This is a genomic window from Bradyrhizobium sp., from assembly GCF_050014615.1.
GTDB lineage: Bacteria > Pseudomonadota > Alphaproteobacteria > Rhizobiales > Xanthobacteraceae > Bradyrhizobium.
This window is the reverse complement of record NZ_JBEKCZ010000053.1, coordinates 1-13,210: the sequence shown is the minus strand read 5'-3', so window position 1 is coordinate 13,210 and position 13,210 is coordinate 1. Positions and strand designations below refer to the sequence as shown.

Below are 13,210 nucleotides of genomic sequence, written 5' to 3'. Positions count from 1 at the left end.
GGCTTTCACAGCTTCTCTTCATGCACCACCGCGCCATTCTCGCTCACGACACAAATCCGCGAATTCTGTCCTTTCGGCTCTCGCTGACTGCGAAATTCGGCCGCCAGCTCCTCTGCGTGGGTAATAGCTGCTGGAACGCATTCGAATTCCTTGCCCGTATTATCGCGCGCAGGAACACCGTCCCGAATATCGAAATAAAAGCGCATTGACCGCTCCGTCCAATTTTGTAAGCGATTTAAGAATTAAGAACTGGGCACGACGGTTGATTTTGATCGACCATACAGCTCAAATGGCGGGCCACAGGGAGACTCAGCGCTGCAAACTAGGCGACCTATCAGCGCCTATGCGCTAAATCACGTGCGCAGCTCGTATCGCGAATTTACATCGAACGGCCAATGGACGTTTGACCGATTGGGTCATCGAATGTACATTTCGGGACACTTCTGGGGTCACAGGATGGTTGACCTGATTCGCAGTGCCACCCTGGCGCATTTCGCCGAGGTCGCCCGATCGGTGGGAATCGAACCCGCGAAGATGCTGCGGCGAGCCAGGCTCCCGCTTGCCTGCCTGAGCGACCAGAACATGCGCATTGCGGTGGAAAGCGTCCGCCGCCTGCTCGAGGCTTCCGCCACGGCCGCCGGTGTCGAGGACTTCGGCCTCCGAATGGCCGAGCGCGGCGGCCTTGCGAACATGGGAACCGTCGGGCTGGTCGTTCGCGAGCAGGCAACGCTAGGAGCGGCGATCGAAGCGCTGGCGCGTTTCATTCATATTCAGAGCGACGCGATGCGCGTGGAAATAGAGCGCAGGGATGGCGTGATCACGATCGACATGCTGCTACGTATCAGACACCAACGTGCCAAGCGCCAGTCGATAGAATATGCGGTGGGAAGGCTCCACGCCATTATCCGCTCCTTGTTGGGCGGCGATTGGCGACCTCTAGAGGTTCATTTCGTGCATTCGCCGCCGCGCAATCGCAGACACCACCGATATTTCTTTGGCTGTGACGTAATCTTCGATTCGGACCGCGACGCGATTTTATGTGCCGCGAGCGACATGAGCCGCCCGATCCCTACGGCGGAGCCGTTGATCGCCAGCTACTTGCGGAGCCGGGTCGAAGCGATCGACGTCCGGCCGAAAGCCTGGGACGACAAGGTCGGCGAATTGGTGCACTCGCTGTTGTCAAACGGTCTTTGCACGATAGAGCGGGTTGCCGAATGTCTTGCCTGCGATCGCCGCACCATCCATCGGCACCTTCTTGATTGCGGAACGAGCTATTCCGCCATACTTGATGCACAGCGCACAGACTTGGTCTTGCGGCTGATCGAGGACGGCAACCGGCCGCTGGCGGGAATCGCCGAACTTCTTGGCTTCTCAGCGCAGAGCGCGATGGCGCGTTGGTTTCGCGGCCGCTTCGGCTGCAGCGTCAGCCAATGGCGTAACGGCATCCGGCCCAAGGCGTTGACCACTCTGAGTAGCCGAGGGGTCGCAAGCAAAAGTCGATCCACTAGTAAAACGAAGCGACCGCCTGTTAGCGTCAGGCGTTCCAATAGGTTAGGACGCTGAGGCTCCGATTACAAAGCTCTAGATCCGTTTTGGGTCAAAGCGTCACTCCGACCGTGTGCAGCCTGCTTCCGTATTCCCCAACAAGCAGACATCTTCAATGCGGGCGTCCGAGCGCTGCGCCCCCGCGCCGACAGCCTCAGGCATGTCGTGCGATTGCCTGACGGGCAAATCAGGTCGTCTTCCGATTGTCCGTTGTCCAGCCTGCTATTCAAAAATATTCCGTTTCGCGCCTGCCCCAAATCAAACTTAGATTCCCGTCGTCCCGTCCCACAGAGGGGCGGCTCGCGATCGTCACGGACGCGGGACGGGATGCGGTGGACGCGGATGGCGCTTCTGACGAGGGCGCCTGAAGCGGACGGAGAAGTCGTGTGGTTCTGACGCCCCGATGCTGGCGTTCAAGCTCGGCGCAGTAAACTGCGCCGGGTGACGGTGGCAAGAAAGCCGGTCGCCGGGAAGAGCACGAAGGAAGCCGTTAAAACCATTGCGCGGGGAATGCCGGGTGATTCCGGTGTGACCTGACTAACGCGGGTGCTTTTTGCTTTCCACCATCGCACTCGCGGCGGCGGGGCGCATCGGGCGCCCGGCATTCCCTGCGCCCTCTGATGTGAGGGCGGGATGTTCAAAGCAAAACTCGGGCGAATTGCGCCGCGAGAATGCGAGGGTGTGTTTGTGAATGACGGCTGTTTGAAAATTTGAATCCGTATCGTGTGCACAGTTTCCGTAGGGTGGGCAAAGGCGCATCTGCGCCGTGCCCACCATGTCGCTCCAAACCAGAATGGTGGGCACGCTTGCGCTTTGCCCACCCTACGATTCTCTTTCGCCTACAACGCCTCCAGCACCGCTTTGGCGATATCCGCGGTGCCGTTGCGGCCGCCGAATTCCATCGGCTTGATGCCATCGGCATAGACCTTGTCGACCGCGCGCTCGATGCGCTCGGCGGCTTCCGCCGCGGCCTCGAGGCCGTGCTTGTCGGCCAGCCAGTCCAGCATCATCGCGGCGGAAAGGATCATGCCGGTCGGATTGGCCTTGCCCTGCCCCATGATGTCGGGCGCGGTGCCGTGGCATGGCTGGAACACCGCGTGGGTATCGCCGACATCGGCCGACGGCGCCATGCCCATGCCGCCGATCAGACCGGCCGTCATGTCGGAGAGAATGTCGCCGAACATGTTCTCCATCACCATCACGTCGAAATCCCACGGCCGCTTCACCAGGAGCGCCGAGCAGGCGTCGACATAGAGCCGGTCGGTCTTGACGTCCGGGTGACGTTTGGCCGCGTCGTCGAACATCTCGCGGAAGAACGCAAACGCCTTGAACACGTTGGCCTTGTCGACACAGGTCAGCCCGCCATTGGCGCGCCCCCGCGCCTTGCGCCGCTCGGCCAGACGGAACGAGAATTCGAACAGCCGCTCCGAGGTCTTGCGGGTGATCACCAGCGTCTCGCGCGCCTCGGTATCGGTGACGATACCTTTGCCCATCGACGCGAACAGGCCCTCGGTGGATTCGCGGATCACGACCAGATCGATGCCGCGCTGGTCGGCGCCGACGATCGGGCTCGGCACGCCTGGAATCAGCCGCGCCGGGCGCACGCCGGCATAGAGGTCGAAATGGAAGCGCAACTCCACCTGCGGCATGATCTCGGTGTTATCGGGGTAGCGCACCGAAGGCAGACCGCAGGCGCCGAGCAGGATCGCGTCGGCCTCGTCGCACAGCCGGATGGTGCTGTCCGGCATCGACCTGCCGGTCGCGCGGTAATTGTTGGCGCCGGCCGGCGCGTCGGTGAAGCGGAATTTGAGATCCGTGGTGTTTTCGATCTTGCGCAGGATCTCAAGCGTCGGGTCCATCACTTCAGGACCGATACCGTCACCGGGAAGCACGGCAATGTGGAGCGCGTCGTTGGCAGACATGGAGTTTCCTTGAATGATTTGAGAGGATGATAGCTATCACTGCGAACGAAGCAATCCGGAGACACACAAACCGCCGTCATACCCCGCGCAGGCGGGGTATCCAGTACTCTGCGGCTTATCGGTTAATCCGTAGGTCTCTGGAATACTGGATCGCCCGCCTTCGCGGGCGACGACTGAAGGTATGCCGCGCGTCGTCGCTTCATAACCGCCAGTTCCTACGGCGTCAGCACCGCGCGCCCGACCAGCCTGCCCTGTTGCAGATCGACCAGCGCCTCATTGGCCCTGGCGAGCGGCATCGGTGTTACCGGAATCGGCGCGATCTTCCTGCTGCGCACCAGGTCCAGCAGCTCCTGGGTCTCCCTGAGATTGCCGACATAACTGCCCTGGATCGTGATCGCCTTGATCGGAATCAGCGGCAGCGCCCATGGCGCGCCACCGCCGAACAGGCCGACGATGACCAGCTTGCCGCCCTTGGTCAGGCAATCAAACCCAAGTTGCGTGGTCTTGGCGTTGCCGACGAGATCGATCACGGCCCGGATCGGTCCACCGGCTTTTTGGGCCAGCTGCTCCAGCGCATCGGGCGCCCCGCCATCGACGGTCGCGAGCGCACCGGCCGCCTCGGCCGCTTCGCGCTTGCGCGCATCAATATCGACGACGATGGCGCCCTTGCCGCCCATCGCTTTCAGCAGCGACAGCGCCATCAGGCCAAGCCCGCCGGCGCCGAAAATGACGATCGGGGTATGAAAACTGGCCTCGACCTTCTTCAGCGCGCTGTAGGTGGTGACGCCGGAACAGGCATAGGGCGCCGCGGTCACGGGATCGAGGCCGTTCAAATTCAGCAGATAGCGCGGATGCGGCACCGTCATATGGTCGGCATAGCCGCCGTCACAATAGACCCCGATCGAATTGGGTTTCAGACACATGTTTTCATCGCCGGCGAGGCAGGTCTCGCATTTGCCGCAGCCCAGCCACGGATAGACCAGCGCGACGTCGCCGACCTTGAGCCCGCCGGTTTCGGACTTGGCATCGGGCCCGAACGCCAGCACCTCGCCGACGGTCTCATGCCCCATCGTGCGCGGCAGCGACACGCCGCGATCCCTGAGCGAGAGCGGCTTTCGCCCGTGGCCGAGATCGTAGCCGCCTTCCCAGATATGCAGATCGCTGTGACAGACGCCGGCCGCCTTGACCTTGATCAGGACCTGCGTCCCCGACGGCTGCGGCGTCGGCCGATCTACTTCCTGCAAGGGCGCATTGAAATCGGTGACCTGGAAGCTCTTCATTGTTTCTCTCCCGTCGCTGGCTTTTGCTTTTTAGATAGGCCGGAAACGCAGGCTGCGGCAAGCCACAGAAAGGCATGCCAGATCGAGAGCCGCCGCCCCTGCGCCGTCGTTGCGGCGCGCCCGCCGTCAGCGCGGTTCCGCCACCCTCGATTTGCCGGCAAAGGCCGCGATGGCGTCTTCGGACAGGCCGCTCTCTTTGAGGAGCGCGAGGGTGTGTTCACCCAGGGTCGCCGTGCGCCTTCCCGCGGCGACATGGGCTCCGGACATGCGGAACGGCAGATTCATGACCTTGAATGGGCCGCCGCCGTCTTCGACCTCGACCAGCGCGCCGCGATGGGCGATCTGCGGATCGCTCAGCGCTTGCGCCACCGTGCGATAGGCCGAACTGGGAACGCCCTGAGCATTCAATTCGGCGAGGCATTGCTCGGTGGTCACGGTACGCGACCAGATCTCGACGCCCTCCATCAGGTCCTTCCAGTGCTGGCGACGCTCGGCATATTTCGCAAAGCGCGGATCGCTGATCCATTCCGGATGGCCGGCGGCCCTGACGAGCCCCTGGAACGTTTTCTCGCTGGCGATCGCCACCATCACATAGCCATCCGCGGTCTCCATTGGGCCGAACATCGGGCGACTCGGCGGCGCCACCTCGAATTGCGACCATTGCACTTCGTTCAGCGTCAGGCTGAGCATCGATTCAAGCATGGAGACGTCGATGTGCTGACCTTGGTGACTGCGCTGGCGCTGGTACAGCGCCGCCGCAATGGCGCCAAAGGCATAGACGCCGGTGAGGACGTCGGCGTGATAGATGCCGCAATAGTCCGGCCGGTTTCGCCCGGGCTGGTACGACAGATGGGCCATGTCGTAACCCGAGGCGGCGTGGATGACCGGCGCGTAGGCCGGCAATTCCGCCGACGGTCCGGTCTGGCCGTATCCGGAAATCGAGCAATAGATCAATTTCGGATTGAGCTCTTGCAGCGAGCCGTAGTCGAGCTTCAATCGCCGCATCACCCCCGGGCGGAAATTTTCCACGACGATATCGGCGCCGGCGACAAGGCGGCGGACGGCATCGACGGCATCGGGCGATTTCAGGTCGAGAACGAGGCTCTTCTTGCCGGTATTGAGCCCACCGAACACGGTACTGAAATGGCCGCGCAGCGGCGGACGGGTCCGCATCGTCTCTCCTTCAGCCGCTTCGATCTTGATCACCTCCGCTCCCATGTCGGCCAGCATCCGCGTGCAATGCGGGCCGGCAATCGTGGTCGAAAAATCGAGTACGCGAAGGCCCTGGAAGCTCCCTGTCGCAATCCCCTCATCGTTTCGCGCTATGGTCATTGCAGAACTCCCTTCGGCCCACATATCTTTGGCCATGTCTCTTCTTCGGCTATGTCTTTGGTCATTGGCGTGACCCTAGATGGGGCTGCCATGGCGGGAAAGCCTCCCGGGTGTCGACGCCTGAAATCGCTGAAGATGATCCCGGCAGTTCTCCTAGCTAATTCAAGGAGGAACTGGAACTATTCTTGCATAGTCTCAGTTAGCTCGCGGTGTGAGGGCTTTTTTTGAGGGTATTGTTCGTTACTACGGAAATGGATGACTTCGTCCGGGTGGGCGGTCTCGCAGCCGTTTCGGCAGCCCTGCCCCGGGCACTTCGTCGCTGGAGCGACGTCAGAGTTCTGCTGCCGGGATATCGCGAAGTCGTCGAACAATTCACGCATCTTGAAATCGTTGGACAATGCGCGGCTTTGGCGGAAATGCCGGCCTGCTCGCTTGGACTGGCATCGACCAAAGACGGCCTGCCTGTCTACGTTCTGCTCTGCCCGCAACTCTACGACCGCCCAGGTAACCCCTATGGCGATGCGATCGGTCGGGACTGGCCGGACAATGATGTGCGCTTCGGGCGATTGGCCTCGGTCGCTGCCCAGCTGGCAGCAGGCACTCTGGACAAGAATTGGGCAGCCGACCTGGTTCACGCCAATGATTGGCAGGCCGCGCTGGTGCCGGCCTATCTCGCCTGGAACGGCTCCAGGATCCCGACCATCCTGACCATCCACAACCTGGCCTATCAGGGCCTGTTCCCGAAGGAGTCGCTGCGCCGGATCGGCGCTCCAGCGGATTCCTTTCATATCGACGGCCTTGAGTTCTACGACAAATTATCCTTCCTCAAGGGCGGCCTCGTCTACGCCTCCCATCTGACTACGGTCAGCGAGACCTATGCCAGGGAGATCACGACGTCCGAACTCGGCTGCGGGCTCGAGGGCCTGCTTCGCCGCCGCTCCGATGCCGAGCAGCTGACCGGGATCTTGAACGGCATCGACGAGAGCTGGGATCCGCGCGTCTGCGCCCAGCTGGCGCAGCCGTTCGGTGCCGGCGACTGGGAAGGCAAGCGCGCCAACTCGGATTACGTCCGCCAGCAATTCGGTCTGGCGGTGTCGCGCGGCCCGATCTTCGGCCTCGTGGCCCGTCTCGTTCACCAGAAGGGCATCGACCTCGTGCTGTCGGCCGCGGACGAGATCATCGACGCCGGTGGACAGATTATCGTCACCGGCAGCGGCGAGCCCGCGATCGAGCAGGCCCTGATCGATGCGCGGCGCCGCAGGCCGGATGCGATCGGGGTCGCCATCGGCTTCAATGACGGCCAGGCCCGGCGGATCTTTGCCGGCAGCGATTTTACCCTGATGCCTTCGCGCTTTGAGCCCTGCGGACTGAGCCAGATGTATGCGCAGAAATTCGGGTCGCTGCCGATCGGCCATCAAACCGGTGGTCTGGCGGAAACCATCACCGATGGCGAAACCGGATTTCTGTTCGCGCAACCCTCGACCGAGTCGTTTCTGGGAGGGATCCGGCGCGCGTTTTCGACTTTCGTGGCGAAAGATCGCCTCGACTCGATGCGCCGCAGCGCGATGGCGCGATCGTTCAGCTGGGATATTTCGGCAGCCTGCTACGGCGCACTCTATCGCAAGGCCCTGTCGCCGTAGATGCGCTTTTTGGATCGATCAACCCGCGCTCCGCCGCGTCTCCGGCATCACGAACCAGATCAAGACGAGGCCCGTCGCCGCAACGGCCGCCAAACCGGAGAAAGCAACGCTGCTGCCGAATTTGTCGCTGACATAGCCGGCGAGCACGGTGCTCAGCGAAGCGCCGATGCCGGTGGCGGTGCCGACAATGCCCTGCGCAAGATTGAAGTGGCCGCTTCCGAACGCGACATCGGCGACAATCAACGGTATCATGACGCTGAACACCGCCGCGGTGACACCATCGAACACCTGCACCGCGACCAGCAGATACGGATCGCTCACGGTCGCAAACAGCACGCCGCGGATCGCCAGCGCCGCGAACCCCATCAGCAGCAGCGGCCGTCGCCCCCATTGCTGCGCCTTCCGACCGACCGACGGAGACGTCAGCGCCACAATGGCCTGCGGCACGATGATGCAGGCGGCAATCAATACCGGCGCCCAGTGGCTCGAGCGGGTGGTCACGACGCCCGCCATCAACGGCAGCATCGCCCCGTTGGCGAGTTGCAGCAGCAATATGCTGGCGGCGAATATCAACAGGGGACGCTGACGCATCAAATTCAAAACGCTGGTTGCGCTGGCGTCGGGCACCTCGCGCGTTACCGTGCCGTGGGCCTGCGCGGCGTCGATTTCGCGCTCGCGGATCCGCGCCAGCGCCAGCAAGGCCGGAATTGCCAGGATGAATGTGACCAGAAATACCGAACGGCTCGACAGCAAATAGCCGCAGGTGCCCATCACGGCGGCGGCGACACCATTTCCAAGCGACGCAAAGCGGGCATTGCGCCCGAACCGCTCACCGATCGCAAGCGGCCCGACCAGACCGAGGCTGATCGCGGCAATTGCCGGACCGAGCACGCAGCTCGCAGCGGCATGCAGCGTGGCCGCGATCATCACCACCGGAAGGATCGGCCACGCCGCATATCCCAGCGCGCTGACGCCGATCGTCGCGATGGCAAGGCCGGCCACCAGCCGCTCGGACCTCGCCGCATCGACGATGGCTCCGCCCGGCATCTGTCCGATCAACCCGACGATGCCGCCGATCGACAGCACAAAGCCAATTTCCACCTGCGTCCATTTTTGCGTCGTCAAATAAACCGCAACGAATGGACCGAATCCGGTCTGCACGTCCGCCAGAAAGAAAATGAACCAGTCGAGGCCGCGCAGGCTCTGGCCCGAGGGCGCTGGTGCCGCCTTCGGCGCTCCGCCTTCCGATACCGACGCAGAAACGCCGTCGTCAACGGCCGGCCGCCCTTTGCGGTCACCGTCGGTCCGATCAACCGGGTATCGGGGTGAACGCGCGAACAGGATATTTCTCCGCCTTCTCTAGAGCCTTTTCCGTTCCGATTGAATCGGAACGGAAGCTCTAGTTCTTAGTTTGACGCGTTTTCTTCACGCGAACCGGTGTCCACTTCGCTGGAAAACGCTCTAGTGGTCGAATTGCAGGGGCTGCAGGCTGCCGGAAGCGCCAAGCACCACGATGGGGGTATCCTCCTTATATTCGGGCGCCGCGGTGACCTGCTCCTTGGTCAATTCGAGCGTGATGCTGTCGCTTTTGTTGGCGATGCGTCCGAAATGCAGCGCATTCCAGTCGACGACGATCTTCCGGCTGCCGACGCCGAGAAAGCCGCCGAAATCGATCACCGCCGCGCGAACCATGCCGGCCCGATCGACGATCACATCGACGATCCGTCCCATGTCCTCGTCGGTCGGACTGCGGACGTCGCGGCCGAGCACACCGTGCGCGTCCCTGGCGCCGATGATGGTGACCGAAGGCGGCGGCGCCGGCGCGGCCGGCGCAGTCGCATTTTTCGATTGAGGCGGCTGCGGCGCAGTTGCGTCGTTTTGCGCCTGGGATGCGGCAGCCGACAACGCTGCAAGGCTGACCACAATCAACGCGAACAAAGGTCTGGCGCGCATGTCGTCTCCTAAAATCCACGATCCGAAAGGGCAGGCGCAGGTCTACGCCGCGATGATTCATGAGCTATCTGTCGACCTCGCGGCGCTGCGGGCCCCCGTACCAAGCCTAGCCGATGACCAAAGTTCGAATCCTGGCCAAAGTTATTCGGCGCGCCCGGCTCAGGGCACCGGCTCTAGTGCGTCAGCACGATGGAAACCTGAATTTGGCCCCGCGTTCGCAACACCTCGAGCGACACATCATCGCCGTGTCGGCGAACACGAAGATCGACACTGGAACAACCCAGTTGCAACCCGCGCAGGATCACCTCATTAAGGAATGCCGGCAGGCGCGGATTGCGCAAACGAATTTCGCCGCGCCCCGCATCGAATTCGAGGCCGAGCGCGGCCTCCAGCAACGTAAACGGCGTCGCGCTGGCCCAGGCCTGCGGCGCGCAGGCGACCGGGTAGAGCGTCGGTCCGCGCCCCTTCTCTCGCCGAAAGCCGCAGAACAGCTCGGGAAGCCGACGCAAATCCATATAGGTTGCCGCATCGAACAGAGCCTCGAACACATGTTCGACTGAATGCTTGAGACCATAGCGTGCGAATCCGAGCGCGATCAGCGCGTTGTCGTGGGGCCAGATCGAGCCATCATGATAGGACATCGGATTGTAGCGCGCCTCGCCGCGCGCCACGGTGCGGATACCCCAGCCGGTAAAAAAATGCGGCCGCATCAGATCGGAGGCCACCATGCGGGCGCGATCCGCGCGAACGATGCCGGTGAACAGCAATTGCCCGGCATTGGATGTGCGCACCCTGCACGGCTGTTTGGCACCGTCGAGCGCAAGCGCGTAGGTGCCGAGTTCGTCGCACCAGAACGCGGCTTCAAAACGCTCGGCAAGGAGCCTGGCCTCGGTCTCAAGCTGACCTGCCCTGTCCGTCAATCCCATGCGCAACGCGCAACGTGCCGCCAGCTGCTTGCCGGCGAACACGTAGCCCTGCACTTCCGCCAGCGCGATGTAACCTTCGGCGAGCCGCCCATCGGCATGAAAGATCGCGTCGTAGGAATCCTTCCAGCCTTGATTGGCGAGGCCCTGCTCCGATGCGCGCTGATATTCGACGAATCCGTCCCGGTCGGGATCGCCAGCCCCGTCGATCCAGCGTAACGCGGCTTCGATCGAAGGCCACAACTCGGCGAGCGTCTCATCGTCACCGGTGCGTTCGACATAAAGACCGGCCAGCAGCACGAACAGCGGCGTGGCATCGACGCTGCCGTAATATTGCGCGAACGGCACTTCGCGCAGCGCCGCCATCTCGCCGCCGCGCATTTCATGCAGAATTTTCCCCGGCTCGGCATCGGCGAGCGGATCGACCGTTTTGGCCTGATAGAAGGCGAGCCGCTTCAGCACGCCGCGCGCGACGCGCGGATCGATCCACAGCATTTGCAGCGCGGTAATAATTCCGTCGCGGCCGAATGTCGTTGAGTACCAGGGAATGCCGGCATAGGGATATCGTCCCTGCGGCGTATCCGTCATCAGCATGTTGAGGTCGGCCATCGACTGGCACAGTACCTCGTTGAAGATGTTGTTGGAGGTCTCGACGCTTGTGGCACCGGTATTCGACTGGCGCATCTCGCGGCGATGCGCCAGCAAACCGCGAAAGAACGGCACCGCCTTGGGTGCGGCCGGCTTGTTGCAGGACGCGGCAACAAACAGGGAGCTGACCTGTTGCGGCGGCAAATCGAGATGATAGGTCGCGGCGTTCACGGCGAGCCGCGTCGGCCGCGGATCGAAATGCAGCGTTGTAGCGCGCGATTTGCCATCGAGTCCGTTATATTCGAACAGCACATCCGCGGGGCCCAGCAGTTTGCTGGCACCAATGCCCCGGCGCGGACGTCTTTCGCCGCGCACTTCGAACAAATCGGCAAAATCATTGTCGAACAGCAATGTCAGATCAAAACTCGCCGGCCGATCGCCATGGTTTTGAACGCCTATGCGCTGATAGGCGGTTCCGCGCCACAGGAAGATCGTGCGCACGATATGCAGCATGTCTTTCTGCAGCACGATCCGGCCGTTGCGGTAGACATCGGGATTTGTGAGATCGATCGTCAGGGCGGAATTGTCATCACGCAGATTCGAACCGAGCAGCAGCGGCTGCACCTCATCCAGAACCAGTTCGAGCCGGGCGAGGTAGCGGGTGTCGGCGTTGAACAAGCCGTCCGGCCCGCCAGCGGAAGCACCGATGTCGCCATGGCTATCGAGCACGATGAAGGTGTCGTCATGCTTGAGCGAACGCCGCGGCCTCGCCGCGGGCCCGGTCATCGGGATGTAGAACGGCGATTCCACGACCAGTTCGACGTTCCGGGTCGTCACGATCTGGGTTACGGCTTCGGCTGACATCTGACCTCGCGCGGCTTTCCTGGCTTCGCTATGGAACGCACTCGGACTCGACACGTCAGCGGTATATCAGGCCGCGTGCTTGGCAAGGCGACTCATTTCTCGCGTTACCAGTTCGCGGTAAGGACCTTGACCCTGCATCAGGCGTTCTGGCGGACCGTCTTCGATAACCTTGCCGGCCCTTAGCATCACCACCCGGTCGAAATTACGCAATGTCGCCAGACGATGAGCGATCGCAATGACCGTGCGCCCGCGCATCAGGCGGCTCAGCGCTTCGCGGATCGCTTCCTCGGATTCGCTGTCGAGCGCGGCGGTCGCTTCATCCAAGAGCAGAATCGGCGCGTCCTTGAGGAACGCTCGCGCGATGGCAATGCGCTGCCGCTGGCCGCCCGAAAACTTGACGCCGCGATCCCCGACCATGGTCGCAAGCCCCTCGGGCAAGGTCTCGACGAAGTCGCAGCGCGCGGCGATCGCCGCACGAAGCACCTCGTCATCGGTCGCGCTCGGCCGTCCGTACCGGATGTTTTCCATGATCGAGCGATGGAACAGCGAAATATCCTGCGGCACCACCGATATCGCCTCGCGCAGGCTCTGCTGGGTGACGCGCGAAATATCCTGGCCGTCGATGGTGATGCTACCGTGCTGGACGTCGTAGAAGCGCTGCAGCAGAACGAACAGGCTTGATTTTCCGCCGCCGGACTGACCGACCAGACCCACCCGTTGTCCCGGCTGGATACGAAGGCTGAATTTGTCGAATACTCCCAGACCACCGGGATAGCGAAACGAAACGTTGTTGAAAGTGATCGCAGCCCCGCTCTTGATCAGCGGCTCGGCCTCCGGATGGTCGCGCAATTCGTGTGGAAGCAGCAAGGTGGCAATCGCTTCGGTCAACCGCGCAACATGCTGTGTGACATCGACCAGCGCCACCGCGAGATCACGCGTCGCATTCAGAATCGAAAGCCCGAGCGTGCAGACCAGCACGACGTCGCCAGTGGTGGCGCCGCCGCGCTGCCAAAGCATGATCGCCCATGCCAATAGCGCGATCGTCAGCGCGACGGTCACGGCGGCATGGATGAGCCGCAGCTTTTCCAGATAACGCAGGCTGCGTCCCCGCGCCGTCAGTTCCCGGTTGACGGTGGCGTCAAACCGGTCGTGCTCGAAGCTGA

General features: G+C 62.5%; 10 protein-coding genes. 2 read left to right on the top strand and 8 right to left on the bottom strand.

Features of this window, described 5'->3' with window-relative positions; all coding sequences use genetic code 11:
• Positions 1-5 precede the first annotated feature (5 nt).
• Positions 6-206 (bottom strand): DUF6894 family protein, encoded by a 201-nt coding sequence (locus tag ABR948_RS11185; protein WP_428117189.1) that lies wholly within the window; start codon positions 204-206, stop codon positions 6-8.
• 250 nt (positions 207-456) lie between these two features.
• Here ABR948_RS11185 and ABR948_RS11180 point away from each other — a divergent pair, with 250 nt between their 5' ends.
• Positions 457-1,563 (top strand): AraC family transcriptional regulator, encoded by a 1,107-nt coding sequence (locus ABR948_RS11180; RefSeq protein WP_428117187.1) that lies wholly within the window; start codon positions 457-459, stop codon positions 1,561-1,563.
• 821 nt (positions 1,564-2,384) lie between these two features.
• Here ABR948_RS11180 and ABR948_RS11175 read toward each other — a convergent pair.
• From ABR948_RS11175 to ABR948_RS11165, 3 genes are all read right to left on the bottom strand, one after another.
• The gene (locus ABR948_RS11175; protein ID WP_428117183.1) at positions 2,385-3,467 is read right to left on the bottom strand and encodes an isocitrate/isopropylmalate dehydrogenase family protein; all 1,083 of its coding nucleotides are present in this window, start codon (positions 3,465-3,467) and stop codon (positions 2,385-2,387) included.
• Positions 3,468-3,682: 215 nt separating this feature from the next.
• On the bottom strand, positions 3,683-4,747 hold the full coding sequence (locus tag ABR948_RS11170; protein WP_428117180.1) for an alcohol dehydrogenase: 1,065 nt from the start codon (positions 4,745-4,747) through the stop codon (positions 3,683-3,685).
• A 126-nt stretch (positions 4,748-4,873) separates the two neighbouring features.
• The gene (locus tag ABR948_RS11165; protein ID WP_428117177.1) at positions 4,874-6,079 is read right to left on the bottom strand and encodes a CaiB/BaiF CoA transferase family protein; all 1,206 of its coding nucleotides are present in this window, start codon (positions 6,077-6,079) and stop codon (positions 4,874-4,876) included.
• Between the two features lie 224 nt (positions 6,080-6,303).
• On the opposite strand from ABR948_RS11165, the gene glgA reads away from it, so the two are divergent.
• Positions 6,304-7,719, top strand: a complete 1,416-nt coding sequence (gene glgA / locus ABR948_RS11160) for a glycogen synthase GlgA (RefSeq protein ID WP_428117174.1) — start codon at positions 6,304-6,306, stop codon at positions 7,717-7,719.
• Between the two features lie 18 nt (positions 7,720-7,737).
• On the opposite strand, the gene ABR948_RS11155 is transcribed toward glgA, so the two are convergent.
• The 4 genes from ABR948_RS11155 to ABR948_RS11140 all read right to left on the bottom strand — a co-directional run.
• Positions 7,738-9,063, bottom strand: a complete 1,326-nt coding sequence (locus ABR948_RS11155) for an MFS transporter (RefSeq protein WP_428117223.1) — start codon at positions 9,061-9,063, stop codon at positions 7,738-7,740.
• A 117-nt stretch (positions 9,064-9,180) separates the two neighbouring features.
• The gene (locus tag ABR948_RS11150) at positions 9,181-9,672 is read right to left on the bottom strand and encodes a PRC-barrel domain-containing protein (RefSeq protein ID WP_428117171.1); all 492 of its coding nucleotides are present in this window, start codon (positions 9,670-9,672) and stop codon (positions 9,181-9,183) included.
• 173 nt (positions 9,673-9,845) lie between these two features.
• On the bottom strand, positions 9,846-12,047 hold the full coding sequence (locus ABR948_RS11145) for an amylo-alpha-1,6-glucosidase (protein WP_428117168.1): 2,202 nt from the start codon (positions 12,045-12,047) through the stop codon (positions 9,846-9,848).
• A gap of 66 nt (positions 12,048-12,113) precedes the next feature.
• Positions 12,114-13,210, bottom strand: a 1,097-nt coding sequence (locus tag ABR948_RS11140; protein WP_428117165.1) for an ABC transporter ATP-binding protein, incomplete at its 5' end; no start/stop codon positions are given.